The organism is Tsukamurella sp. NPDC003166, from assembly GCF_040611135.1.
Lineage (GTDB): Bacteria > Actinomycetota > Actinomycetes > Mycobacteriales > Mycobacteriaceae > Tsukamurella.
The window spans coordinates 136917-161872 of the sequence record NZ_JBEXNL010000006.1 but is presented as its reverse complement, the minus strand read 5'-3'; the positions used below and the strand labels follow the sequence as shown (position 1 = coordinate 161872).

Here is a 24956-nt window from a genome sequence, read left to right as displayed (position 1 = left end):
CTTGCTGTGATTGCCACCGCAATCACAGCTCGTCGCGGGGCAGGAGCCTCGCGACGTCAGTCTGGAAGGACCCGCTCGGCCGTGTCATCGATCTCTCAGCCCCGCTCCCTGCTGGCGCGTGGCATCGCCGCGTCCGCCGCTCTGTGCATGGTCGCGGGGCTCACCGTGGTCGGCAGCGCGACTGCGGATCCGGACACCGCCGACGCAGCTCTCAAGCAGTACAAGGACCTGTCCGAGCAGGCCTCTGCGACGAACGAGGCGGCGAAGGCGGCGCAGGACGACGCCGCGAAGGCCACCGCCGCCAAGCGCGCCGCGGACGCCACCCTGGTCGCCGCGAAGCGCGAGGTCACCGCCGTTCAGGCGCGCCAGGCCGCGTTGCAGCCGCAGATCGACGCGGTGGTCGTCGCGAACTACAAGGGCTCGCGGACGAACCGCACCTATGCGCTGCTCGTGAGCGATTCGCCGCAGCAGATGCTCGATCAGATGTCCACTCTGGACTTCATCAACCGCGACGTGGTCGCCACCGTCGCCGCGTTCAAGAAGTCGAAGACCGAGGCCGACTCGGCCGCGAAGCGGGCCGACGAGGCGGCGAAGGCCGCCGACACCACGAAGACCGAGGCCGAGAAGAAGGCCGCGGACCTGCGGGAGAAGAAGTCCCGCCTCGCCCAGGAGATCGCGCGGATCAAGGCGATCTACGACCGGTTGACCGGGGCGCAGCGCGGCTCGCTCATCGGCAAGCCGACGCCCTTCGACCCCAGCAAGGTGCCGCCGGGGAGCACCGCGGAGCTGGCCGCCGTGCGCGCCGCGGTCACCCGCGTCGGCATGCCCTACGCCTGGGGCGCATCAGGCCCCGGCCAGTTCGACTGCTCGGGCCTGATGGTCTGGGCCTACCAGCAGTCCGGCAAGTCGCTGCCGCGCACCTCGCAGGCCCAGCTCAGCGGCGGGCAGCCCGTCTCGCGGGACGCTCTGCAGCCCGGCGACATCATCGTCTACTACGCCGCCGCCACGCACGTCGGCATGTACGTGGGCGATGGAAAGGTGGTGCACGCCTCCACCTACGGCGTCCCCGTCCAGGTCGTGCCGATCGACGCGGCGGGCCCCTACAAGGCGGCCGTCCGCTACTAGCTAGGCTCAGTCACCATGCCGCGCACGCTGCTGGTCACCAACGACTTTCCACCCCGCCCCGGCGGGATCCAGACCTACCTCCAGGCGTTCGTCCGGCAGCTTCCGGCCGACGAGCTGGTGGTGTACGCATCGCGCTGGCGCGGCAGCGAGGAGTACGACGCCGCGCAGCCCTTCGAGGTTGTGCGCCACCCCACGTCGCTCCTGCTGCCCACCCCCGACGCGTTCGGTCGCGCCCGGGACCTGGTGCGCGACAGGGACATCGAAACGGTCTGGTTCGGCGCCGCCGCGCCGCTCGCACTGCTCGGCGCCCCGCTCAAGGACGCGGGGGCCCTGCGCACGGTCGCCTCCACGCACGGCCACGAGGTCGGCTGGTCGATGCTCCCGCCGTCGCGCGCGTGCCTGCGCCGCATCGGCGAAACCACCGACGTCACGACCTACGTCAGCACGTACACCCGCGGCAGGTTCGCCGCCGCGTTCGGTCCGCGGGCCGCGCTGGAGCACCTCCCGCCCGGCGTCGACACGGACGTCTTCCGGCCCGACGGTGCCGCCCGCGCGGAGCTCCGGCGACGGTACGGCCTGGGCGACGACGAGCCCGTGGTCCTGTGCCTGTCGCGGCTCGTACCGCGCAAGGGCCAGGACATGCTCATCCGCGCGCTGCCGCGGATCCGCGCGCAGGTTCCCGGGGCGAGGCTCGTCGTCGTCGGCGGCGGCCCCTACGCGGAGACGCTGCACAAGCTGGTGCGCAGCGTCGGGGTCGAGGAGCACGTGATCTTCACCGGCGGCGTTCCCGCCGATGAGCTGGCGGCACATCACAACCTCGGCGATGTCTTCGCCATGCCCTGTCGCACGCGCGGCGCGGGCCTCGACGTGGAGGGGCTCGGCATCGTCTTCCTCGAGGCCTCGGCGACCGGCAAGCCGGTCGTGGCGGGGGACTCGGGCGGTGCCCCGGAGACGGTGTGGGAGGGCGAGTCGGGGCACGTCGTCCCGGGTCGTGACGTCGAGGCCATCGCGGACGCCGTCGCCGGCCTGCTCGCCGATCCCGACCGCGCGGCCGCGATGGGTGCGCGGGGCCGCGAACTGGTGGGTGAGCACTTCGACTGGCGCCGCCTCGGCCACCGCCTCCAGACCCTGCTCAACCCGTACTGATCCCCGCGCCGCGGCCCGGCGTCGATCTTCGGTGGAACTCTGCGACGGGCGCTCGGCGTGTCGTCGCCGACACGCACCAAAGGTCCGAAGGGGAGGGGAAACGACAGCCGCCGCACCGGAATCCGGTGCGGCGGTGCTGTGTTCGAGGACTACTTGGCGTACATCTCCGCGATGTCGTCGGCGTACTTCTGCGACACGACATTGCGCTTGACCTTCATGGTCGGCGTCATCTCGCCGGTCTCCTCGGAGAAGTCCTCGGGAAGGATCCGGACCTTCTTGATGGCCTCGGCCTTGGACACGGTCTCGTTGGCGACGGCGACGGCCCGGTTGATCTCGGCCACCAGATCGGGATCGGTGCGCAGATCGGCGACGGTGGCCGACTCGGGCTTACCGTTGGCGGACTTCCACTGCGGGAAGGCCTCCGGGTCGATGGTCACCAGCGCGGCGATGAAGGGCTGTGCGTCGCCGACCACCATGGCCTGGGAGATGAGGGCGTTGCCGCGCAGGGCGTCCTCGAGGCCCGCGGGGGAGACGTTCTTGCCGCCGGCGGTGACGATGAGCTCCTTCTTGCGGCCGGTGATCGACAGGAAGCCGTCGTCGTCGATCGAGCCGAGATCGCCGGTGTGGAACCAGCCGTCCTCGATCGCGGTCTTCGTGGCCTCCTCGTTGCGCCAGTACCCGCGGAACACGACGGATCCCTTGAGCATGATCTCGCCGTCCTCGGCGATCTTCGCGGCCTGCCCGGCCAGCGGCCGGCCGACGCTGCCGATCTTCTGTGCGCCCGCCACGTTGACGGTGACGGCCGCAGTGGTCTCGGTGAGGCCGTAGCCCTCCATCACGGTGACGCCGACGCCGCGGAAGAAGTGGCCGAGCCGCGCACCCAGCGGTGCGCCGCCCGAGATCGCGACCTTGCAGTTCCCGCCGAGCGCGGACTTGAGCTTGCCGAACACGAGCTTGTCGAAGAGCGCGTGCTTGGCCTTGAGCAGCAGGCCGGGGCCCCCGTTGTCCAGCGACTGGCTGTACTCGATCGCGGTCTGCACGGCCGCCTCGAAGATCTTGCCCTTGCCGCCGTCGACGGCGCTCTGCTGCGCCGACGCGAAGACCTTCTCGAACACGCGGGGCACCGAGAGGATCAGCGTGGGCTGGAAGACGGAGAACTGCGGCACCAGGTTGCGGGTGTCGTTGAAGTGGCCGACCACGGCGCCGCCCTTGAAGCAGGCGATGTTCACGGCGCGGGCCAGGACGTGCGCCAGCGGCAGGAACATCACGTTCGAGCCGCCCCGGATCGCGTCGCCGAAGGGGGAGGCGAGGATCGCGTCGGCCTCGCTCATGAGGTTCGAGTGCATGAGCTCGCAGCCCTTGGGACGGCCCGTGGTGCCCGACGTGTAGATCAGGGTGGCGAGGTCATCGGCCTTGACGCCGGCACGCCCCGCGTGGACCTGCTCCTCGGTGACGCCCGCGTCGGCCCCCTCGGCGGTGAGCGCCTCGACGGCGCCCTTCTCCCCGTCCTCGGGGTCGATGCGCAGCACCCGCGCGACCTTGTGCAGGTCCTTCAGCTCGGCCACCTCGGCGGCCTGCTTCGGACCCTCGATGACCATGAGCACGGCATCGGAATCCTGCAGGATCCAGTCGATCTGGCCGGCCGAGCTGGTCTCGTACACCGGCACCGTCACGGCGCCGACGGCCCAGATCGCGAAGTCGATGAGCGGCCACTCGTACCGGGTGGACGAGATGAGCGCCACCCGGTCACCCGGCTGGACGCCCTGCGCGATGAGGCCCTTCGCGACACCGAGGATCTGCTGCTCGTACTGCTTCGAGGTGACCGGCTCCCAGTTGCCCGCGACCAGCCGCTTGACCCGGACGCTGTCCGGATCGGTGCGGGCCACGTCGAACACGACATCGACCGTGGAGGCCGAGGGGTCGATGGTGTAGTTGGCAGGGACGCTTATCTCGCGCACGTATCCTCCGGGTCGTGATCGCTGGTGATGTGGTGAACCTTACACCGCGGCAAAGGGGGTGTTCGGGGCATGCGGCAACCCCCGCACCGTCGTACCGCAGGCACGTGACGGGGCCTAACCGACCCGGCACCGTCCGCCCCGACCACGGATGTGTGAAGCTTAGGAGGTGAGCACCATCCAAGTGGCCGACGTCGCCTTCGTCGCCGCCCACCCGAGTGCCGTGGCCGCCGCGCTGGCGGGCGCGCAGCGGTGGCGCGGTTGGTTCCCCGACCTGCGCCTGTCCGTCACCGAGGACCGGGGCGATCTGGGGATCCGCTGGAAGGTCGAGGGGCCGGTCGCCGGGACCTCGGAGTTCTGGATCGAGCCGCACCTCGACGGCAGCCTGCTCCACTACTTCCTGCACGCCGAGCCCACGCGGCCGATGACGCCCGAGCAGATCGTCGCCGACGTGCACGAGCGCCGGGTCCGCGGGCACGACGTGATGTTCGACGTGAAGTTCGCCGCCGAGAACGGCAGGGTGCTCGGCGGCCCGGCGGTCGGGGAGGTGGACCGTGTCCGACGGTGACCGCACCCGCGAATCCATCGTCATCGCCGCCTCGCCCGAGCGGATCATGGCCGCCATCGCGGGCTTCGACCGCTATCCGGAGTGGGTCTCGGCGGCCCGCGAGGTCACCGTCCTCGAGACCACCGAGGACGGGTTGCCGAAGCGGGTGCGGTTCGTGCTCGAGGAGGGCTTCCTCCGCGATACCTACGAGCTCGAGTACCGATGGGCCCCGGGCGGCCGATCCGTCGAGTGGGACCTCGCGGCGAGCACGCTGCAGAGCACGCAGCACGGGCGGTACGACCTCACGCCCACGGCCGACGGTGCCGGCACCACGGTCACGTACACGCTGGAGGTCACCCTCCAGATCCCCATGCTCGGGATGCTGCGCCGGAAGGCGGAGAAGGCGATCACCGACACCGCCCTCAAGGAGCTCAAGCGCCACGTCGAGGGCGAGTCGGCGGCGCAATCCTGATGTCGGACGGGGCGTCCGGGGCTGACGGGACGCGGGTACTGCTCCTCGCGGGCGCCGGGGGATCGGGCCGGACCACGACGGCGACGGCGCTCGCGGCGCGCGCGGCGGACCGTGGCCGTACCCTGCTCGTCACGGTCGGCCGGGTGGTCGATCCCCTGCTCGCGGACGGTGGTGCGCCCTTCGACCACGTCCACCTCAACCCGGTCGAGCTGCTCGCGCAGTGGTGGGAGAGCCTGTCCGCCACGGTCCGGGCCGGACGGGGCCTCGTCGACTCCGCCGACGCCGGCTCCGGCTTCGACCCGTTCGCCCTGGAGCCGCCCGAGCTCACCGGTCTCGCAGACGCCGAGCACGTGCTCGTGCTCCGGGCGATCCGCGGGCACGCGGACTCGGGCGAGTACCGCACCGTCGTCGTCGACGGCCCGGGCTTCGACGGCCTGGTCTCGCTGCTCACCGCGCCCGCGTCGCTCGCGGCGTACCTGGAGCGCGTATGGCCGCGCCACATCCGGCTGTCCGGGCCGGCGTCGGGCCCCGCCGCGGGCGCGCTCGCGGCGCTGCTGCTGGCCGAGCCCCTCGCGGGCCTGGCCGAGCAGCTGGCCGCGTTCGTCGCCGACCGGTCCGCGCTGGAGTTGGTGTACGTCCTGACCGGCGACGCCGGCCGCCCGGCGCGAGCCCGGCAGGAGCTCGCGGCGCTGGAGGTGCTGGGCCTGCGGCCCGTGGCACTGGTGCTGGGCCGGCTGATCGACCTCGACGACCGGTTCGCGCTCGACCTGCCGCACCCCGGCGTGCGACTCGTGCGCGCCCGCGTCGCCGCGCAGGACGACGCGCGTGAGGCCCTCGCCGAGATCTCGACGGTGCTGGATCGTCCCGTCGTCGAACTGGCGGAGGCCGCGGACCTCGTGACGACTCCCGCGCAGGCGGCCGCGTTGGCCTGGGACGCGGCGGCGATCCTCGACGCCGCGCCCGCCACGGTGCCCGCCCCCGAGGTGCGCCGGCTGGGCGGCGAGGGCATGGACGTGCGGTACGAGTGGGGGATCGCGTTGCCGCTCGTCGACCCCGCGACCATCGGCCTGGGCAGGGTCGAGGAGGATGTCGTGGTCGAAGCGCACGGCGTGCGGCGGCGGATCCGGCTACCGTCGGTCCTGCGCCGCTGCGTCGTGGCCGGTGCCGCCCACACGGAAGGGGAGCTGCGCGTGACCTTCGCCCCGGACCCGGAGGTATGGCCCCGTGGCTGACTCCTCCGACGAATTCCTCAGCTCGGCGGCACGCCTGTTCGAGACGGCACGGCCGTGGCTCGCGGCCGCGCTCGCCGAGCACTCCGCGCACCCCGAGGGCGACCCGGGGACGTGCCGGTTGTGCGCGCTCGGCGGAGCGGTGGCCCGGCACATCGAGCCCTTCGCCGCGGAGGCCTCGAAGTCCCTGGGCCACTTCGCCGACGAGATCCTGGCCGATCTCCTCGCACTGGCGGAGGAACTGCTCGGGAGCGCGCGGGTCACCGCCGCCGCCGTGGCGGCGGATTACCTGTCGACCGTGGCCGGCGCTGCCGCGGCGACCGGGGGAGCCGCGCAGGACGACGCCGCGCGGGAGGCCCCGTCCGCGCCGTCGTCGCAGGCCACCGCCTACGAGCGCATCGACGTCATGCTGTCCGAGCCCGTCGCCGCGCCGGACGACGAGGACCCCGCATGACCGTGACTATCGGCATCGACATCGGCGGCACGTCGGTGCGGGCCGGCGTCGTGACGGACGACGGCACCGTCGTCGACACGGCCCGCGCGGAGACGCCCCGCAGCGCCCGCGCGCTCGAGCGCTGCCTGGACCGGGTGGTGCAGGAGCTGTGCGTGGAGCACGACGTGGCGGCCGTGGGCCTCGCGGTCGCCGGCTTCCTCGACCCGGCACGGCAGGTCGTCTCGTTCGCTCCGCACCTGCCGTGGCGCGACGCCGCGGTTCCCGCCGAGATGACGGCGCGGCTCGGGCTGCCCGTCGTGATGGAGCACGATGCGAACTCCGCCGCCTGGGCCGAGTACGTCTACGGCGCGGCCAAACGCAGTGAGGTCGCGTGCGTCGTCGCGCTCGGCACCGGCATCGGCGCGGGCCTGCTGATCAAGGGCGAGCTGTACCGCGGGGCCTTCGGGGTCGCGCCGGAGCTCGGGCATCTGCAGGTCGTGCCCGACGGTAGGCCGTGCGACTGCGGCAAGTCCGGGTGCTGGGAGCGCTACTGCAGCGGCACCGCGCTGGTGGAGACGGCGATCGACCTGATGGGCGGTTCCGGGTCGCGGGGCGTGCTGCTCGCGCGCGAGCTGGGCGAGGATCCGGGGTCCCTCACGGGCCGCAAGGTGGCCGCGGCCGCGGAGGCGGGCGATCCGGTGGCGCAGGAGGCGGTCGCCGATCTCGCCCGGTGGCTCGGCGTCGGGCTCGCGATGGTCAGCGATGTCTTCGATCCCGACCTCATCGTGCTGTCCGGGGGCGTGGGCGCGTCCTCACGCCTGTTCCTCGACGATGCCCGCGACCACTATGCGGAGCTGCTCACGGGCGCGCGGTACCGCCGCAAGGCCCGCATCCGGGCGACGGAGCTCGGGGAGCGCGCCGGCATGCTCGGTGCGGCCGCGCTCGCGCGGGACGCGGTCACGCCCTGACGATTGCGATCACGCACGATCCTAAATCTCGTCTCCGAGTCGAAGACCCCGTAGGGTTCACGCGTGACTGCACCCAGAATCGCCCGAAGCGCCCGGCTGTTGGCCGTGATCCCGCTGCTCGGACTCCTTCTCGCGCTGCTCGCCCCGGCGGGCGCGGCCTCGGCTGCGCCCGACGCCGGGAAGTGCGCCCCGCCCGGAGAGGCGTCCGCGTCCGCTGCGCCGCTCAACCTCGCAGCCGCGGGCGACCAGGACGTCGACAAGTACACGACGCCGGGCGTGGTTCCGCTGGAGTCGATCAACCGCGATGCGCTGGGGCTGATCAACCCGGGCACGATCACCGTCGGGACCCTGGGGGACGCGCCGCCGAGCATCTGCCTGAACCAGGCCACGGGGCAGTACACCGGCTTCGACAACGAGCTGCTCAAGGCGATCGCGCAGAAGCTGGGCCTGAAGATCGAGTTCTCGGGCACCGAGTTCTCGGGCCTGCTGTCCGCGGTGGCCACGAAGCGCTACGACGTGGGCTCGTCGTCGATCACCACGACCGACGCGCGCCGCCAGACGGTGTCCTTCACCAACGGCTACGACTTCGGCTACTTCTCGCTGGTGGTCAAGTCCGGCTCGCCGATCAAGGGCTTCAGCAACCTGTCGGGCGACAATCGCATCGGTGTCGTGCAGGGCACGGTCCAGGACGAGTACGTCAAGAACGTGCTCAAGTTGGAGCCGGTGAAGTTCCCCGACTACGCCACCGCGTACGCGAACCTGCGCTCGGGCCAGATCGACGCGTGGATCGCACCGTCGGCCCAGGCGGACGGCCAGGTCAAGCCCAGCGACGGCACGGCCATCGTCGAGAACACCTTCTCGGTGAACAACTTCGTGGGCTGGGCCGTGGCGAAGGGCAACCAGCCGCTGATCGACGCGCTGAACTCGGGCCTGGACGCGATCATCGCCGACGGCACCTACGCCAAGCTCTACACCGATTGGGCGCCGCGGGAGATGCCGAAGGGCTGGAAGCCGGGCTCGAAGGCGGCGCCCGCGCCGCAACTGCCCGACTTCGCGGCGATCGCGAAGGCGCACGCCGCCGACAAGCCGGCCGCGACCTCGGTGGAGCAGAAGGGGACGCTCGCGCAGCTGGGCGAGACCTTCTTCAACTGGAGCCTGTACCGCGAGGCGTTCCCGTACCTGCTCAAGACCGGCCTGCCGAACACGCTGATCCTGGCGATCGTCTCCGGGCTGATCGGCACCGTGATCGGACTGTTGCTGGCGGTGGCCGGCATCTCCCGCACGCGCTGGCTGCGCTGGCCGGCCCGCGTCTACACGGACGTCTTCCGCGGCCTGCCCGCGGTGGTCGTGATCCTGCTCTTCGGCCTCGGCATCGGCCCGATCGTCAAGGACGTGACCGGCAACAACCCGTACTGGCTCGGCGCGATCGCCCTCGGGCTGTTGGCCGCGGCGTACATCGGCGAGATCTTCCGCTCCGGCATCCAGTCGGTGGAGGCGGGCCAGATGGAGGCCTCGCGTGCGATCGGGTTCAGCTACCGCCAGTCGATGTCGCTGGTGATCATCCCGCAGGGCGTGCGGCGCGTGCTCCCGGCCCTGATGAACCAGTTCATCTCGCTCATCAAGGACAGCTCGCTGATCTACTTCCTCGGCCTGTTGGCGTCGCAGCGCGAGCTGTTCGCGGTGGGCCGTGACCTCAACGCCAACACCGGAAACCTCTCGCCGCTGGTGGCGGCGGGCCTGTTCTACCTGATCCTGACGGTGCCGCTGACCCACCTCGTGAACTACATCGATGCGCGGCTGCGCTCGGGGAAGCGGGAGCAGGCTCCCGCGGAACTCGACCTCGCCGCGGAGAAGGGCTGACCGCCATGACTGAGAACTCTGTGACCGAGAATCAGACTCCCGCCGTGCCCGGTAAGACGCCGATCGTTCCCGTCTCGCTCGAGGGGAAGGGCCTGCACCTCGCGTTCGGCGCGAATCACGTGCTGCGGGGCGTGGACATCGACGTCCCCGCCGGCACCACGACGACGGTGATCGGCCCGTCCGGGTCCGGCAAGTCGACGCTGCTGCGCGTGCTGAACCGGCTCCACGAGCCCCAGTCGGGCGACATCCTGCTCGACGGCCGGTCGGTCCTGAAGGACGATCCCGACGAGCTGCGCCGCCGCATCGGGATGGTGTTCCAGCAGTTCAACCTATTCCCGCACAAGTCCGTCGCGGACAACGTCGCGCTGGGGCCGCGGAAGCTGCGCGGGCTGAGCGCGGAGGAGGCGCGCGAGCTCGCGCTCGCCGAGCTCGAGGTCGTGGGCCTGCGGAACAAGGCCGACGCGCGGCCGTCCAGCCTGTCGGGCGGCCAGCAGCAGCGCGTGGCGATCGCGCGGGCGCTGGCCATGCGGCCGCAGGTGATGTTCTTCGACGAGGCCACCTCGGCGCTGGATCCCGAGCTGGTCAAGGGCATCCTCGCCCTGATGACCGAGTGCTCGGCCGAGGGCATGACGATGGTCGTGGTGACCCACGAGATGGGCTACGCCCGCACGGTCTCCGACAACGTCGTGTTCATGGACGCCGGCAAGGTCGTGGAGGCGGGGAAGCCGGAGAAGCTGTTCGAGGACGCCGAGAGCGAGCGCCTGCGCACCTTCCTGTCCCAGGTGCTCTGAGCCCCGCGGAGCCGGGATCGTCGGTAGAGTGAGGCCCAGCACGTCAGGGCGTGGACGAGGAGCTGGGCGACATGTGGTGGTTGGTCTTCAAGTGGATCCTGATCGGGCCGGTGCTGCGGCTGCTGGGCCGGCCGCGGGTGGTCGGCGTCGAGAACCTGCCCAAGGACGGCGCGGCGATCCTGGCGAGTAACCATCTGGCGGTAATGGATTCGTTCTTCCTGCCGCTCATGGTGCCGCGGCCCATCAAGTTCCTGGCGAAGAGCGAGTACTTCACGGGCACGGGCCTCAAGGGCGCGTTCAAGAAGTGGTTCTTCAGCTCGGTCGGTTGCATCCCGATCGTGCGGGGCAGCGCGAGTGCCGCGCAGGACGCGCTGAACGCCGGTGTCGGCGCGCTCGAGGCCGGTCAGGTGCTGGGCCTGTACCCCGAGGGCACCCGCAGCCCCGACGGACGCCTGTACAAGGGCAAGACGGGCATGGCCCGGATGGCGCTCGAGACCGGCGCCCCGATCATCCCCGTCGCGATGGTGGACACCGAGAAGTTCAACCCGCCCGGCTCGACCCTCCCGCACCCCACGAAGGTGCAGATCCGGATCGGTAAGCCGCTCGACTTCTCCCGCTTCGAGGGCATGTCTGGCAACCGGTTCATCGAGCGCGCCATCACCGACGAGGTGATGTACGAGCTGATGAAGCTGTCTGGGCAGGCCTACGTGGACGTCTACGCACAGGACGTCAAGGACGGCGTGGTCGTCCCGGGCGCGGAGCGCGAGGCCGGCGCCGCGTAACCTGACAGCCCATGCGCTACTTCTATGACTTGGAATTCATTGAGGACGGCAGGGTCATAGATCTGGTCTCGATCGGCATCGTCGGCGAGGACGGGCGGGAGTTCTACGCCGTGTCGACGGAGTTCGATCCCGAACGCGCGGGGCCGTGGGTGCGCGCCAACGTGCTGCCCAAACTGCCGCCGCCGGCGAGCAAGGCGTGGCAGTCCCGGGCCGCGATCCGCGACGGCGTGCTCGACTTCCTGACCGCGGGCCCGGGCGACATCGAGCTGTGGGCGTGGGTCGCCGCGTACGATCACGTCGCGCTGTGCCAGCTGTGGGGCCCGATGACGGCGCTGCCGCGGTCGATGCCGCGGTTCACCCGTGAGCTCAAGCAACTGTGGGACGAGCGGGGGCGGCCGTACCTGCCGGCGGCACCGTCGGACGCCCACGACGCGCTGGCGGACGCCCGGCACAACCTGGCCAAGTACCGGGCGATCGTGACCGCGTAATCTGTCTCACGTGGCAGTGAACTGGACCGTCGACGTCCCCATCGATACCCTCCCCAAGCTTCCCGCGCTGCCGGGCGACCTGCGTGAGCGCCTCGACGGCGCGCTGGCGAAGCCCGCGCTGCAGCAGCCGAGCTGGCCGCGGGAGCAGGCGGACGCGATGCGGACCGTGCTGGAGTCCGTGCCGCCCATCTGCGTGCCGCCGGAGATCCAGTCGCTGCAGGATCAGCTCGCCGAGGTCGCGCTGGGGCGCGCCTTCCTGCTGCAGGGCGGCGACTGCGCGGAGACCTTCGTCGACAACACCGAGCCGCACATCACTGCGAACATCCGCACGCTGCTGCAGATGGCCGTCGCGCTGACCTACGGCGCGTCGATGCCGGTGGTCAAGGTGGCCCGCATCGCCGGTCAGTACGCCAAGCCCCGCTCGTCGGATACGGATGCGCTCGGCCTGACCAGCTACCGCGGCGACATGGTCAACGGTTTCCCGCCGGAGGAGGCCATCCGCAAGCACGACCCGTCGCGCCTGATCCGCGCCTACGCGAACGCCAGTGCGGCGATGAACCTGGTGCGCGCCGTGACCGGTTCCGGCATGGCCGACCTGCACAAGGTCCACGAATGGAACCGCCGGTTCGTCTCCGATTCCCCGGCCGGCGCCCGGTACGAGGCCCTCGCCGCGGAGATCGACGGCGGCCTGCGCTTCATGGCCGCCTGCGGCGTCGAGGACCGCAACCTCAAGACCGCCACGATCTACGCGAGCCACGAGGCGCTCGTGCTCGACTACGAGCGCGGCCTGCTGCGGCTCGCGGACAACCCCGACGATCCCGCCGCGCAGCAGGTGCTGTACGACCTGTCGGCGCACTTCCTGTGGATCGGCGAGCGGACGCGTCAGCTCGACGGTGCCCACATCGCGTTCATGGAGCTCATCAACAACCCGATCGGCGTGAAGATCGGCCCGACGACCACGCCCGAGCTGGCGGTCGAGTACGTGAAGAAACTGGATCCGCACAACAAGCCCGGCCGCCTCACGCTCATCTCCCGCATGGGCAACGGCAACGTCCGGACGGCGCTGCCGCCGATCGTGGAGGCCGTCGAGGCGACCGGCCACAAGGTGATCTGGCAGTGCGACCCGATGCACGGGAACACCCACGAGTCGTCGACGGGCTACAAGACCCGCCACTTCGACCGCATCGTCGACGAGGTCCAGGGCTTCTTCGAGGTGCACCGCGCCATCGGCTCGCACCCGGGCGGCGTGCACGTGGAACTCACGGGCGAGAACGTCACCGAATGCCTCGGCGGTGCACAGGACATCTCCGACGCCGATCTGGCCGGCCGTTACGAGACGGCGTGCGACCCGCGGCTGAACACGCAGCAGAGCCTGGAGCTGGCCTTCCTGGTAGCGGAGATGCTGAGGGGCTGACCCTCGCGCGACCGACCGACCGGACGGATGGCGGCCGGAGGCATGTCCGGATCGGGGGATCCGACGTGCGGCGCGGGGACGCGGGGGAGACTGGGAGGACATCGTCTATCGAGCCCGAGGAGCGGCCGCATGGGTGCCTACGCCGACGAGTACCACCGCAGCATGACCGACCCCGAGGGGTTCTGGGCCGAGCAGGCCGCAGCGATCGACTGGATCGTGCCGCCGTCGCGGATCCTCGAGGGTGCGGATGCGCCGCTGTACCGGTGGTTTCCGGGCGCGGAGCTGAACACGTGCGTGAACGCGGTCGACCGGCACGTGGCCGCCGGCCGCGGTGATCAGCCGGCGGTGATCCACGATTCGGCGATCACGGGAGAGGTGCACGTGCTCTCCTACGCCCAGCTGTTGGAGCGGGTCTCGAGGTTCGCCGGAGTGCTCGTGGATCTCGGTGTGGCACAGGGCGACCGGGTGGTGATCTACCTCCCGATGATCACCGAGGCCGTGGTCGCGATGCTCGCCTGCGCGCGGATCGGGGCGGTGCACTCGGTGGTGTTCGGCGGCTTCGCAGCGCCGGAGCTCGCGGCCCGGCTCGACGACGCGCAGCCGAAGGTCATCGTCACCGCGTCGTGCGGGCTCGAGGGCGCCAAGGTGCTGCCGTACCTACCGATCGTGCACGCGGCGATCGACGCCGCGACGGCGAAGCCGGATGCCGTGGTGGTGTGGCAGCGCCCCCAGCTGAAGGCCGAACTGGGCCCGCTCGATCACGACTGGGCTGAGGCGGAAGCCGCTGCGCGCCCGGCAGATCCGGTCGCCGTCAAGGCCACGGACCCGCTGTACATCCTGTACACCTCTGGCACCACCGGAAAACCGAAAGGGGTCGTGCGTGACAACGGCGGGCACGCGGTGGCTCTGGCCTACTCGATGCGGGCGATCTACGACGCGCACCCGGGTGAGGTGTGGTGGACCGCCTCGGACGTCGGCTGGGTCGTCGGCCACAGCTACATCGTCTACGCGCCGCTGCTCATCGGCGCGACCACCGTGGTCTACGAGGGCAAGCCGGTGGGCACGCCCGACGCCGGTGCGTTCTGGCGGGTGATCGAGCGGCACGGCGTGAGCAACCTGTTCACCGCGCCCACGGCTCTGCGAGCGATCCGTAAGGAGGACCCGGACGCCGAGTTCCTCACGCGCTCCGACGTCTCCAGCCTGCGGACGCTGTTCATGGCGGGGGAGCGGCTCGACCCCGACACCTACGAGTGGGCGTCCGCGAAGCTCGGCGTGCCGGTGATCGACCACTGGTGGCAGACCGAGACCGGTTGGCCGATCGCCGCGAATCTCCGTGGCGTCGAACAGATGCCGGTCAAGCCGGGCAGCGCCACCGTCCCGGTGCCCGGGTTCGGGGTGCGCATCGTCGACGATGCCGGGCAGGACGTTCCGGCGGGAGCGGAAGGCGCCGTGGTGATCTCCCTGCCGCTGCCGCCCGGCACGCTGCCCACGCTGTGGGGCGCGGACCAACGGTACATCGACTCCTACCTGTCCACCTTCCCCGGGAACTACCTCACCGGCGACGGTGGCTACCTCGACGACGACGGCTACCTCTTCGTCATGGGCCGCACGGACGACGTGATCAACGTCGCGGGCCACCGCCTCTCGACGGGTGCGCTGGAGGCCGCGATCGCCGGACATCCGGCCGTCGCGGAGTGCGCGGTGATCGGGGTGGCCGATCAGCTCAAGGGGCAGCTGCCGCGGGCACTGGTGGCGCTCAAGGCCCGCGGCGACTGGGACGACGACGCGGTCCGCGCTGAGATCGTGCAGCGGGTCCGCGAGACCATCGGCGCGGTGGCCGCGCTGAAGGAGGTCGCGATCGTCGCCGCGCTGCCGAAGACCCGCTCCGGCAAGATCCTCCGGCGCAGCATGCGGGCCATCGCCGAGGGGCGCGACGAGGCCGTCCCGTCGACGATCGAGAACCCCGCCGTCCTCGACGACCTGCGGGGCGTGCTGCGCGGCTGAACCCTCAGCGCTGCAGCATCGGCGCGCTGCGGTAGATCCACACGGCCGCCACGGACCTCACGGTGAAGGTCGCGGGCAGGTTCTCCCGCGTCGCCAGGACCAGGTCGACGGTTGGAGGCTCTTGTAGCCGTTGGGCTTCGGGTTCGCGATGTAGTCCTTGATCATCACCACGCGGACGTCGTCCTGCGCGGTGACGGTCTCCAGGATCCGATAGGTGTCGGCGATGAAGCTGCACGTGATCCGGATCCCTGCGATGTCGGTGATCGCCTCGCGGATGAGCGGCAACTCCGGCGAGATGCCCCGGCGGGCAACCTTCTTGACGATGCTCTCGGGCTTCTTGATCCGCGAGGTCACGTGCTCGATCGGGTTGTACCGGTGCAGCTGCAGGAACTCCTCGCGCAGGATCGTCACCTTGGTGAGCACCTCCTTCACGGCGAATTCGTACTCCATGAGGAACCGGGTCAGCGCGTCCCGCATGCGGCGCGCCTGCGCCAGCGTCGCGGGATCGGGCACGAAGCCCGGTACGAAGGGTGCGGGGGTGCTCATCGACGGTCCTCGGGCGTTACGGAATGGCGGTGATGGTCACCGTCGACCCTGCGGACACGCGCGTGCCGCCGCCCGGGTCCTGCCAGATGACCTGGGACTTGTCGGAGGCGAAGATGCCGTTGACCTTCACTTGCAGCCCGGCGTCGCGCAGCGCGGAGCGGGCCTGGCTCACGCTCATCCCGGTCACGGACGGCACGGTGATGCGTGAGGCCATCGTCACCGTCACGCGGTTGTTCGACGGGTCCACCCGTCCGCCGGCGGGCGGACTCGTGGAGACGACGACGGAGCCGGAGCCGGTCTCCCCGGCGAGGTCCGCGACCAGGCCCGCGCGCTGCAGCAGCTGCGTCGCCTCGGCGCCGGTCCTGCCGGTCACGTCCGGCACCGTCAGGGCGTTCGACACCAGCAGCGTGACGCTGCCGCCCTTGTTCACCTGGCCGGACGGGTCGGTGCCGAACACCTTGCCCGCCTCGGTCGAGGAGTCGAACTGCTGCTTGGTCTCCTTGACGGTCAGGCCCGCCGAGCGCAGGATCGACGTCGCCTCGTCGGGCGAGCGGCCGCGCACGTCCGGAATGGTGACGGGCTGGTTGCCCGCGGAGGCGACGACGGTCACCGTCGAACCGACGGGCACGCGCGTGCCCGGCGTGGGCGAGAGGCCGATGACGCCGCCCTGCGGGACGTCACGGCTGAACTGCGCGGGGCCGCTCTTGGCCACGAGTCCGTTGTCGCGCAACAGCTTCTCGACGTTCTCCGGGCTATCGCCGGCACGGAACTGCGGCACCACGGGGCGCCCGCGCGAGTACTTGATGGTGACGGTGCCGAACCGGCTGATCCGGCTGCCCCCGGTGGGATCGAGGCCGGTGACGGTGTCCTCGGTGACGTCGTTGCTGAAGGAGCCGTCGAGCTTCACATCGAGCCCGGCGTCCTTGATCGCCTTCTCCGCGGCGGGCCGGTCCATGCCGGTCACGTTGGGGACCGAGGTGTACTGGCCCGAGGCGAGCCACCAGCCGCCGACCGCGAGCAGCAACGAGACCACGGCGATGATCGCGACGATCGCCCAGGACCTCGCGCGGCCCTTCTTCGGCGCGCCGATCCGCTCGGGCGGCGCCGACTCGGAGGGCAGCGGCTCGTGCATCGTCTCCGCCCGCGTGGGGTGGGGGCCCTGCGGTAGGGGCTGGGCGACGGTGCGCGGTGGCGCGACGGGCGGTACGGGCCCGGGCAGCGGGGCGCCGGGCATGAGCGCGCTCGTGGGCTCCGCGGCGGCGGGGATCAGCGGCTGGCCGCGCTGCGCGTCGTACATCGCGGCGGCCGCCCGCTGCTCGGCGCTGGACTGCGGCGCGGGCACGGTGAAGGGCGGCAGATCGAGGTCCTCGGCGATCGCATTCAGCGCGTCGGCCATCGCGAAGCCGTCCGCGTAGCGGCGCGACGGATCGCGATCCGTCGCGCGCGCAACGAACTCGTCGAACTCCGGCGGCACGCCGGCGATGGCGGCACTCGGGGGCGGAACGTCGTTGTGCAGGCGCTGGTAGGCGAGCGAGATCGCCGTGTCGCCGGTGAAGGGGACCTGCCCGGTGAGCAGCTCGTAGGCCAGGATGCCGCTCGAGTACACATCGGAGCGGGCGTCGGCGTTGCCCGATTCCACCTGCTCGGGGGAGAGGTACGCGGCCGTACCCAGAATGACCGACGAACTGGTCACCGAGGCTGCGGCGATGGCCCGGACCAGCCCGAAATCGGCGACCTTGACCTCGCCGCCGTCCGAGATGAGCACGTTCTCCGGCTTCACGTCACGGTGGACCAGTCCGGCGCGGTGGGCGGTACCGAGCGCCGTGAGCACCGGACCCATCACCGCCGCCACGGCGTGCGGCGGCATGGGGCCGCGCTCGCCGAGCAGTTCACGCAGCGTGCCGCCGGTGACCAGCTCCATCACCAGGAAGGCCAGTTCACCGTCGACGCCCTGGTCGTACACGGCGACCAGGCCGGGGTCCTTGAGCTTGGCGACGGCGCGGGCCTCGAACTCGAAGCGGGAGACGAACTGGGCGTCGGCGGCGTACTTCGGGTCCATCACCTTGATGGCGATCGGACGGTCGAGCCGCAGGTCGAGGCCCATGTAGACGGTGGACATGCCGCCACGCGCGATCACCGCATCGATGCGGTAGCGCCCCTCGATGCGGGCGCCGATCAGGCGGTCGCGCGGAGTGTTCACCTTCTTCGTGTCCTCTCGATATCGGGCGGTGTCGACAGTTCAGCCTAGCGACCCCGGGGTGGGAAGCTCCGAATCCCGTCGCTGGGTACAGTGTGACGGTGAGCTCCATCCCGTTCGTCAGCGACGATCTGCTGCCCGAGGGCACCGCCACCTACAACACCACCACGGTCGCCAAGGGCCTCGGCGTGTCGCAGTCCAAGGTGCTGCAGCTGCTGCGCGATCACCAGCTGATCGCGGTGCGGCGCGGCGGCGACCTGCACATCCCGCGGCTGTTCTTCGGCGAGGTCGACGAGCGGTTCTCCATCGCCAAGCACTTCACCGGACTGCTGAGCGTCCTGCACGACGGCGGCTACCGCGACGACGAGATCATGCGCTGGCTGTTCGAGCCGCAGGAGGATCTCGACGGTGCGCCCGCGGAGCTGCTGCACACCGACTCCGCGCGCGAGATTGTCCGCCGCGCCCAGTCGATGGCGTTCTAGAGCGCGCGAGCGGAGCTGCTGCGGGGCTGATGCGACCTGCCGCAGCGCGGCTGCGGACGGGGCTGCGTCGGTCTTTCGCTATACGTCTCTGGCATACCCGAAAATGCCCAGTTCAGAGGCCCTTTCTTGGATAGCGGCCATACGGATTTCGAATACCCTCGGATCGCGGATGGTCGGCTCCGCTCGCGTCGACGTTTCCTGTCAGTGCCGCGCGCTACGGTTCCGCCATGTCCGACATCGAACGCTTGCGGTTGGTGGCCACGGTCGCGCGCACGGGGAGCATGAACGTGGCCGCGCAGGTCCACGGAACCTCGCAGCCTTCCGTGACCCGCGCCGTCGCGGCCACGGAGAAGATGCTGGGGTTCGAGCTGTTCGAGCGCGGCTCGGGCGGCACCACGCCCGCTCCGGGCGCGTTGCACGCCCTCGCGGTCATCGAGCGGGTCGTGGCGGGCCTCGACGAACTCCGCGGGCTGGGTGGTTCCTCCCGCTCCACGATCAGGATCTGTCGCACCGCGACCGTCTCCCTGCCCGACTACCTCGAGGGCCGGATCACGCGGTGGAACCGCGCGCACGAGGTGCAGGTCGAGCAGTGCATCGTCGACGATCCCGTGGCCGTGCTGCGGTCCGGGGAATGCGATCTGGCGGTCGTGCACCTGACGGGGCCGATGCTCGAGGGCGTGGAGACACAGGTCGTCCGGGCGCTCGGACGGGCGGGGCGCGTCGAGCTGCTCAACCGGCCTGCGCCGTCGGAGCGAGTGGCGGCGTTTCTGAAGTATCTGGGGTGAAGCGCGCTCGTGGGTGGCGCGATTGCGTCGCGCGGCTGTGTTTCTGAAGTATCTCGGTCGACATGAGCTCCTGGGTGGCGTGTGTGTGGCCGCGTTAGTGGTGAGGCATACGCAATGCGTATACCCGCTCCGGATTCACCCATCTTGACCTGCGCGTTTGGGGTATGCGGGAATCGTATAGGCGGCGGCGAGAACGACTGCCATCCGGGACGATCCATCCGGCCCTGCTGACCCGGCCCTGCTGACCCGGCCCTGCTGACCCGGCGCTGCCGATCCCGTCCCGTCCCGGCCCCGTCGCGGCTGATGGGGCGCGGCTCAGACCGCGGGCGCCAGGCCCAACCGCGGCCGCATTCCCAACGGGTCGGGCCGCAGCAGCGACCAGCCGGCCAGGGCGCCCAATGCCACGGCCAGCGCCACGTTCCACAGCGAGTACAGGCCGATCGAGCCGGTGGGCATGAACACGACCATCAGCCACACCGACAGGCCCGCGATGATCGCCAGCGTGCGTCGCGACCAGGTGAACGCGCCGGCCACCGCGAGCGGCCAGGTGTAGTACCAGGGCAGCGACGCGGGGGAGAGCACGCACACCGCCAACAGGCCCAACAGGATGCCCATCACGTTGCGCCGCTCGTCCTGCCGGAAGCGCCACCACAGCACCACCAGCGCGATCGCGAGCGCCGCGATGCCCAGGGCGCGCGTGACGATGAGGATCGGCGCGAGGTGCAGGTCCGTGAACGGCGCGGCGGCGAACGCGAACAACTGCGCGATCGCCGTCGGCAGCGTGATGTAGTTGATGATCTTGATCGACCCGGCCAGCGCAGTGGTCCAGCCGAGGCCCACGCCCGCGATGAGCGAGAACGCCGCGAACAGCGCGACGAAGATCCCGACGGACGCGGCCAGCGCCGTGCCGAAGGCCTTCGCCGCCGACTCCTGCGGCTTCGCCGCGCGCCGGTGGTGGAACCAGATCCACACCACGAAGGGCAGTGCGATCGCCGCGGTGCCCTTGACCGCCACCGCGGTCACGATCACCGCGACGCCGAACCAGTGCCGCCCGTCGAGCACGAGTGCGATGCCGGCGACCATCAGCCCGACCATGAGCGCCTCGTTATGCACGCCACCCACCAGGTGCACGATCACCAGCGGGTTGAGCACGGCCAGCCACAGGGACACCGCGGGCTTCGCCCCGAAGTGCCGCGCCAGCTTCGCCACGCCCCAGACCGAGAGCGCGATGCCCGGAAGCATCACCACCCGCAGCGCGATCACGCCGCCGAGCACGTTGTCGCCGAGCACCGTCGTGATCCCGCGCGCGATGAGGATGAACAGCGGACCGTAGGGCGCCGTCGTGGTGGTCCAGATGCCGCTCACGTCGTCGAGCAGCCCGTTCGGGTTGACCACGGGGCCGTCCACGTACGGGTCGAAGCCGTCGCGCAGCAGCGCGCCCTGCGCGAGATAGGAGTAGGCGTCGCGCGAGTACAGGGGCACGGCCACCAGCAGCGGCGCGATCCACAGGGCGACGGTGCCCGCCACGTCGCGGGCCTCGAGCCGCCCGGCGAGCGCGGCGCGCCCCAGCCGGATCCACGCGATCACGAGCAGTGCGATGCCCGTCCAGAACAGCACCGAACTGAGCACCAGACCGTGACCGAACCGCAGCCACGACAGGTGGGTCGCCTCGAGCGTCGTGTCGTGCACGCGGATCGCGCCCGCGCCGAAGCTGCCGAGCGTGGTCACGACGGCACCGGCCAGCCCCAGCAGGGCCGGCCGGCCGGCTGCGGACCGCAGGTAGTCGCTGTAGCCGCGCGCGGCGGGCATGAGTGATCCGGACATCCCCGCCAGTCTAGGCGGCGGGCACCGTCAGGCCAGCCCCGCGTACACGGCGACGGGGCCGCCCTCCAGGACGTGCACCGCGACGGGGGTCTCGAAGATCCCGGTGAGCAGCTCGGCGGTCATGATCTCCGATGGTGCGCCCGACGCCGCGATGGTGCCGTTCTTCAGGGCGACGATGCGGTCCGAGTAGGCGGCGGCGAAGTTCAGGTCGTGCACCACCAGGATGATCGTCTTGCCCAGCTCGTCCGCGGCGCGCCGAAGCCGCCGCATCATGCTGACCTGGTGCCTCATGTCCAGGTTGTTGAGCGGCTCGTCGAGCAGGATCACGTCGGTGTCCTGTGCCAGCGTCATGGCGACGTACGCCCGCTGGCGCTGACCGCCCGAGAGCTCGTCGAGGAACCGGTCCGACAGCTCCGTCAGGCCCAGGAAGTCCAGGGCGTCGTCGACGTGCCGGACGTCCTCGGCGGTCATCCGCCCGCGGCTGTGCGGGAACCGGCCGAACGCGACCAGGTCGCGCACCGTCAGGCGGGCGTTGACGCCGTTCTCCTGCCGGAGGATCGCGAGCCTGCGCGCGACGTCCGTCGGCTTCATGGAACGGATATCCACGCCCTCGAGAAGAGCCGTCCCGGAGTCGGGCGCCAGGAGCCGGCCGAGGATGGTCAGCAGCGTCGACTTGCCGGCGCCGTTCGGCCCGACGAGCGCGGTGACGCCGCCGCGGGCGAACTCCCCGGACACCGGGCCGAGCACGACGGTCTCGGCGTATCTCTTGGTGAGATCCGTGAACGCGATCGCGGGCGCGGTCACGGCCCGGGAGGTGGTGTCTTTCACGCTGTTGTTCACATGGTCCCCCTTCGGCGGAACAGCATGGCGAGGAACAGGATCCCGCCGACGAACTCGATGATCACGGTGAGCATCCCGTTGGCGTAGAAGATGTTGTGCAGGACGAACTGCCCGGCGGCGAGCAGGATCACGCCGAGCAGGAAGGCCATCGGCAGCGTCGCGCGGTGTCGCCAGTCGCCGGCGAGCTGGTACGCCAGCGTGGCGATGATGAAGCCGAAGAACATCATCGGGCCGACCAACGCGGTGCTCACGGACACCAGGACGGCGATGAGGATCAGCGCGAGGATCAGCTCGTAGCGATGCCGCACGCCCAGTGCCGTCGCCGGGTCGCGACCCAACAACAGCACGTCGAGCACTCGGCGGCGCTGCCACACGATCACGCCGACGATCAGGCAGGCGGCGCCGGCGATGGGCAGCAGATCGGCGTTCACGGCGGTGAGCCGTCCGTACAACTTGATCGAGAGGGCGTCGAAGTCGGTGGGGGAGAGCAGCCGCTGCAGGAATTCGGAGAACGACCGGAAGGCGAGCCCCAGAACCACGCCCGCGAGCAGCAGCAGGAACATGCTGGCGAAGCGGCCCGAGAAGAGCCAGCCGTAGAGCACCGCCGCGAAGGCCACCATGGTCGCGGTCTGCGCCAGGAACTGCGGGATCGAATCCCCGTTGTTCACGAACCTGCTGCCCACGACGTACACGCCCACCGTCTGGATGAGCACGTACAGCCAGTCCAGGCCGATGATCTGCGGGGTGAGGATCCGGTTGTCGGTCACGGTGTGGAAGAGCACCGTCGAGACGGCCCCGGCGAAGGCGGCGATGAGGATGGCGGCCACGGTGCGGGCGCGGCGCTCGAAGGACAGGCCGAACTGGAAGTCCCAGCGCAGCACGTCGTCCGCGCCGGTGCGCATCAGCAGGTACAGCGCGACGCTCACCAGCGCCAGGGCGCCGGCGATCGCCAGCCGGGCGCGCCACCCGATCCGGCCGGTGCCCCCGTCCAGCGACGGAGCGGACGTCACATCAGAGAGCGACACGGTTCCTCCTCGACAGCACGATCGCGAGGAAGGTGACCGAGCCGATCACGCCCATGATCACGGACACGGGGATCTCCATGGGGCGCACCACGACCCGCCCGATCAGGTCGCAGCCCACGATCAGTGCGGTGGCGAGCACGGCGACCCAGGGCAGCCCGCTGCGGACGTCGTCGCCGCGCAGGGCGCTGATGATGTTCGGAACCACGAGGCCGAGGAAGGGGATGAACCCGACGACCACGCTGGTGATCCCCGTGGCGAGCGCCACCATGGTGACGCCGAGGCCCATGGTGAGCCCGTAGCGCAGGCCGAGCGAGGTGGCGACGTCTTTGCCGAGCCCCGCGATGGTGAAGTAGTTCGCGAGCAGATACGTGGCCAGTGCGATGACCGCCACCGCCCACAGCGGCTCGTAGAAACCCCGCACGATGTGCGCGAAACCGCCGGAGCGCCAGCTGGTCACGGCCTGCAGTAGGTTGGCGCCGATCGCCAGGTAGGTCGTGATCGCGCCGACCACGGCCCCCAGCATCAGGCCCACGAGCGGCACGATCGCCGAGCGTCGGGCCCGGATGCGCGAGAGGAAGCCCAGGAAGATCATCGTGCCCACGAAGGCGGTCGCCGTGGCGAAGAGCATCCGGACCATCGGTGTCGCGCCGGGGAGGTAGAGCATGCACAGCAGGACGCCCAGGCCTGCCCATTCGGCGGTGCCGGCGGTGGTCGGCTCCACGAACCGGTTCTGGGTCAGGCGCTGCATGATGACGCCGGAGAAGCTCATCGCGAGGCCGGCGAACACGAGTGCGGCGGTGCGCGGTACGCGGGAGATGAAGAACATCCGCCACATGTCCTCATCGCCGGCGAGCAGGCCCGCGGGCGTGATGTGGTACTCGCCGGTCATCAGTGACAGGGCCAGCAACACCACGCACGCGACCGCGACCAGTGGGAGCGCGACGTGCCCCAGGCGGGCCCCCTTCCGGGAACCCGCCTGGGGCGGTGCGGAGCTCGCGGTCGCCGTCACTTCTTGGCGGCGAAGGCCTTGGCCAGCGCGGCGTAGTTCTCGCCGTAGTCCTGGATGCCCTCGCGGAGGTAGAAGTCGTTGTCCAGGTAGAAGATCCGGTCCTTCTGCTGGAACTCGACCTGCGCGAAGGCCTGCTGCGCCCTGAAGGTCTCGGCCGCGGTCTTCGGCGTGCTGCCGTCGGTCGGCGGGACGGCCGCGTCGCGGTCCATGACGATGACCCACTGCGGGTTCGCCTGGGCGATGGCCTCGGGCGTCAGGCCCGAGTTCTGGTGGTGATCGCCGGCCTGGCCCGCGAACACGTCCTTGAGATTCAGGGGAGCGACGAAGGGCTGCATACGCTTGGCGCCGTTGTCGATCTTGCCGCCGTTGACGATCGACAGGAACACGCTCTGACCGGTGGCCTGTGCCTTCGCCGCCTCGAGATTCTTGTCGAAGTCGGCGACGATCTGCCGGGCCTGCTCGTCCTTGCCGAAGATCTTGCCCAGCGTGATGGTCGAGCTGCGCATGGTCTCGACGCGGCCCTTCGGCGCCGCGTCCTCGGCGGCGATGTCGATGAACGCGGCGCCGGTCTTCTCGGCGATCTTCTTGATGTCGGCCTCGGACTTGGCGAAGCGGTAGCCGCCGATGATCAGGTCGGGCTTGACGTCCTCGATCACGTCGAACTTCGGCTCGGCGTGGGTGCCGGTGTCCTTGACGTCCCGGTTCGAGATCCAGTCGCCCAGAACGCTCTTGGCGAACAAGCCCTTGGGGATCGCGACGGGGGTGATGCCCATGGCCTTGACCGTCTCGGCGCTGGTGTTGTCGAGGACGACGACCCGCTTCGGGTTCTTCGGGACCTCAACATCGCCCTTGTTGGTGCTGACGGTGATCTTCTCGCCGGATGCGGCGGGCTTGTCGTCGTCGGCGCCGGTGGTGGAGCAGCCTGCGAACACGAGGCTCGCGACCATCAGCGCGGCCGCGACGGGCGCGGCCTTGCGGGAGCGGGGGAACATGCGGGGGTGACTCCTTCTCGCTGGTGCTTCACGACGGTGACC

Annotated in this window: 22 protein-coding genes and 1 pseudogene; 15 read left to right on the top strand and 8 right to left on the bottom strand. The window is 70.5% G+C overall.

The features are described from left to right. The first annotated feature begins 81 nt into the window (after positions 1–81). Positions 82–1125 carry an NlpC/P60 family protein gene (locus ABZX10_RS09775; RefSeq protein ID WP_355537961.1) on the top strand — a complete coding sequence of 348 codons (1044 nt, stop codon included), beginning with the start codon at positions 82–84 and terminating at the stop codon, positions 1123–1125. Positions 1126–1140: 15 nt separating this feature from the next. Next, entirely contained in the window at positions 1141–2271 is a 1131-nt protein-coding gene (locus ABZX10_RS09770; RefSeq protein WP_355537958.1) for a glycosyltransferase family 4 protein, read from the top strand. Between the two features lie 149 nt (positions 2272–2420). Here ABZX10_RS09770 and ABZX10_RS09765 read toward each other — a convergent pair whose 3' ends face one another. After that, complete coding sequence (locus ABZX10_RS09765; RefSeq protein WP_355537955.1) at positions 2421–4229, bottom strand: long-chain fatty acid--CoA ligase; 1809 nt, start codon at positions 4227–4229, stop codon at positions 2421–2423. 166 nt (positions 4230–4395) lie between these two features. Between ABZX10_RS09765 and ABZX10_RS09760 the strand changes: the two genes are divergently transcribed. The 11 genes from ABZX10_RS09760 (at position 4396) to ABZX10_RS09710 (ending at position 15214) form a co-directional block, all read left to right on the top strand. Beyond that, positions 4396–4794: a hypothetical protein gene (locus tag ABZX10_RS09760; RefSeq protein WP_355537952.1), complete on the top strand. Its 399-nt coding sequence runs from the start codon at positions 4396–4398 to the stop codon at positions 4792–4794. Beyond that, complete coding sequence (locus ABZX10_RS09755; protein WP_355537949.1) at positions 4781–5245, top strand: SRPBCC family protein; 465 nt, start codon at positions 4781–4783, stop codon at positions 5243–5245. The genes ABZX10_RS09760 and ABZX10_RS09755 overlap by 14 nt, the downstream gene beginning before the upstream one ends. After that, on the top strand, positions 5245–6477 hold the full coding sequence (locus tag ABZX10_RS09750; protein WP_355537946.1) for a hypothetical protein: 1233 nt from the start codon (positions 5245–5247) through the stop codon (positions 6475–6477). Before ABZX10_RS09755 ends, ABZX10_RS09750 begins: the two co-directional genes overlap by 1 nt. Beyond that, on the top strand, positions 6470–6928 hold the full coding sequence (locus ABZX10_RS09745) for a hypothetical protein (RefSeq protein WP_355537943.1): 459 nt from the start codon (positions 6470–6472) through the stop codon (positions 6926–6928). Before ABZX10_RS09750 ends, ABZX10_RS09745 begins: the two co-directional genes overlap by 8 nt. Continuing rightward, the gene (locus tag ABZX10_RS09740; protein WP_355537940.1) at positions 6925–7875 is read left to right on the top strand and encodes an ROK family protein; all 951 of its coding nucleotides are present in this window, start codon (positions 6925–6927) and stop codon (positions 7873–7875) included. The genes ABZX10_RS09745 and ABZX10_RS09740 overlap by 4 nt, the downstream gene beginning before the upstream one ends. Before the next feature lie 135 nt (positions 7876–8010). Then, positions 8011–9735 carry an ABC transporter substrate-binding protein/permease gene (locus ABZX10_RS09735; protein ID WP_355538241.1) on the top strand — a complete coding sequence of 575 codons (1725 nt, stop codon included), beginning with the start codon at positions 8011–8013 and terminating at the stop codon, positions 9733–9735. A gap of 5 nt (positions 9736–9740) precedes the next feature. Beyond that, positions 9741–10526: an amino acid ABC transporter ATP-binding protein gene (locus ABZX10_RS09730; RefSeq protein WP_355537937.1), complete on the top strand. Its 786-nt coding sequence runs from the start codon at positions 9741–9743 to the stop codon at positions 10524–10526. A gap of 71 nt (positions 10527–10597) precedes the next feature. Further along, positions 10598–11308 carry a lysophospholipid acyltransferase family protein gene (locus ABZX10_RS09725; RefSeq protein ID WP_355538238.1) on the top strand — a complete coding sequence of 237 codons (711 nt, stop codon included), beginning with the start codon at positions 10598–10600 and terminating at the stop codon, positions 11306–11308. Between the two features lie 11 nt (positions 11309–11319). Further along, positions 11320–11796, top strand: coding sequence for a polyadenylate-specific 3'-exoribonuclease AS (locus ABZX10_RS09720; RefSeq protein ID WP_355537934.1), 477 nt, complete (start codon positions 11320–11322; stop codon positions 11794–11796). 16 nt (positions 11797–11812) lie between these two features. After that, positions 11813–13210, top strand: a complete 1398-nt coding sequence (locus ABZX10_RS09715; RefSeq protein ID WP_355538235.1) for a class II 3-deoxy-7-phosphoheptulonate synthase — start codon at positions 11813–11815, stop codon at positions 13208–13210. Between the two features lie 129 nt (positions 13211–13339). Next, positions 13340–15214 (top strand): acetate--CoA ligase, encoded by a 1875-nt coding sequence (locus ABZX10_RS09710; RefSeq protein WP_355537931.1) that lies wholly within the window; start codon positions 13340–13342, stop codon positions 15212–15214. A 114-nt stretch (positions 15215–15328) separates the two neighbouring features. Here ABZX10_RS09710 and ABZX10_RS09705 read toward each other — a convergent pair. Beyond that, positions 15329–15691: pseudogene (locus ABZX10_RS09705) on the bottom strand (GTP pyrophosphokinase family protein); the annotation flags it as partial. Between the two features lie 85 nt (positions 15692–15776). Next, positions 15777–17960, bottom strand: coding sequence for a Stk1 family PASTA domain-containing Ser/Thr kinase (pknB, locus tag ABZX10_RS09700; protein WP_355537928.1), 2184 nt, complete (start codon positions 17958–17960; stop codon positions 15777–15779). Positions 17961–18058: 98 nt separating this feature from the next. Between pknB and ABZX10_RS09695 the strand changes: the two genes are divergently transcribed. Both ABZX10_RS09695 and ABZX10_RS09690 read left to right on the top strand, forming a co-directional pair. After that, complete coding sequence (locus ABZX10_RS09695; RefSeq protein WP_355537925.1) at positions 18059–18439, top strand: Rv2175c family DNA-binding protein; 381 nt, start codon at positions 18059–18061, stop codon at positions 18437–18439. Between the two features lie 227 nt (positions 18440–18666). Further along, the gene (locus ABZX10_RS09690; RefSeq protein WP_355537922.1) at positions 18667–19224 is read left to right on the top strand and encodes a LysR family transcriptional regulator; all 558 of its coding nucleotides are present in this window, start codon (positions 18667–18669) and stop codon (positions 19222–19224) included. Between the two features lie 315 nt (positions 19225–19539). On the opposite strand, the gene ABZX10_RS09685 is transcribed toward ABZX10_RS09690, so the two are convergent. From ABZX10_RS09685 to ABZX10_RS09665, 5 genes are read right to left on the bottom strand one after another with little or no spacing between them, the layout of a single operon-like run. After that, positions 19540–21048 (bottom strand): alpha-(1->6)-mannopyranosyltransferase A, encoded by a 1509-nt coding sequence (locus ABZX10_RS09685; protein ID WP_355537919.1) that lies wholly within the window; start codon positions 21046–21048, stop codon positions 19540–19542. Positions 21049–21075: 27 nt separating this feature from the next. Then, positions 21076–21888 carry an ATP-binding cassette domain-containing protein gene (locus tag ABZX10_RS09680; RefSeq protein WP_355537916.1) on the bottom strand — a complete coding sequence of 271 codons (813 nt, stop codon included), beginning with the start codon at positions 21886–21888 and terminating at the stop codon, positions 21076–21078. Next, positions 21885–22913, bottom strand: a complete 1029-nt coding sequence (locus ABZX10_RS09675) for an iron chelate uptake ABC transporter family permease subunit (protein ID WP_355537913.1) — start codon at positions 22911–22913, stop codon at positions 21885–21887. Before ABZX10_RS09675 ends, ABZX10_RS09680 begins: the two co-directional genes overlap by 4 nt. Then, complete coding sequence (locus tag ABZX10_RS09670) at positions 22900–23922, bottom strand: iron chelate uptake ABC transporter family permease subunit (RefSeq protein ID WP_355537910.1); 1023 nt, start codon at positions 23920–23922, stop codon at positions 22900–22902. The genes ABZX10_RS09675 and ABZX10_RS09670 overlap by 14 nt, the downstream gene beginning before the upstream one ends. Further along, on the bottom strand, positions 23919–24914 hold the full coding sequence (locus ABZX10_RS09665) for an ABC transporter substrate-binding protein (protein ID WP_355537907.1): 996 nt from the start codon (positions 24912–24914) through the stop codon (positions 23919–23921). The genes ABZX10_RS09670 and ABZX10_RS09665 overlap by 4 nt, the downstream gene beginning before the upstream one ends. Positions 24915–24956: the final 42 nt, after the last annotated feature.

Bases quoted from the DNA above. Each gene is read 5' to 3' on its own strand.
- ABZX10_RS09770 (WP_355537958.1), top strand. From the start codon at position 1,141: ATGCCGCGCACGCTGCTGGTCACCAACGACTTTCCACCCCGCCCCGGC.
- ABZX10_RS09720 (WP_355537934.1), top strand. From the start codon at position 11,320: ATGCGCTACTTCTATGACTTGGAATTCATTGAGGACGGCAGGGTCATA.
- ABZX10_RS09685 (WP_355537919.1), bottom strand. From the start codon at position 21,048: ATGTCCGGATCACTCATGCCCGCCGCGCGCGGCTACAGCGACTACCTG.
- ABZX10_RS09750 (WP_355537946.1), top strand. From the start codon at position 5,245: ATGTCGGACGGGGCGTCCGGGGCTGACGGGACGCGGGTACTGCTCCTC.
- ABZX10_RS09740 (WP_355537940.1), top strand. From the start codon at position 6,925: ATGACCGTGACTATCGGCATCGACATCGGCGGCACGTCGGTGCGGGCC.
- ABZX10_RS09665 (WP_355537907.1), bottom strand. From the start codon at position 24,914: ATGTTCCCCCGCTCCCGCAAGGCCGCGCCCGTCGCGGCCGCGCTGATG.
- ABZX10_RS09730 (WP_355537937.1), top strand. From the start codon at position 9,741: ATGACTGAGAACTCTGTGACCGAGAATCAGACTCCCGCCGTGCCCGGT.
- ABZX10_RS09690 (WP_355537922.1), top strand. From the start codon at position 18,667: ATGTCCGACATCGAACGCTTGCGGTTGGTGGCCACGGTCGCGCGCACG.
- ABZX10_RS09725 (WP_355538238.1), top strand. From the start codon at position 10,598: ATGTGGTGGTTGGTCTTCAAGTGGATCCTGATCGGGCCGGTGCTGCGG.
- ABZX10_RS09710 (WP_355537931.1), top strand. From the start codon at position 13,340: ATGGGTGCCTACGCCGACGAGTACCACCGCAGCATGACCGACCCCGAG.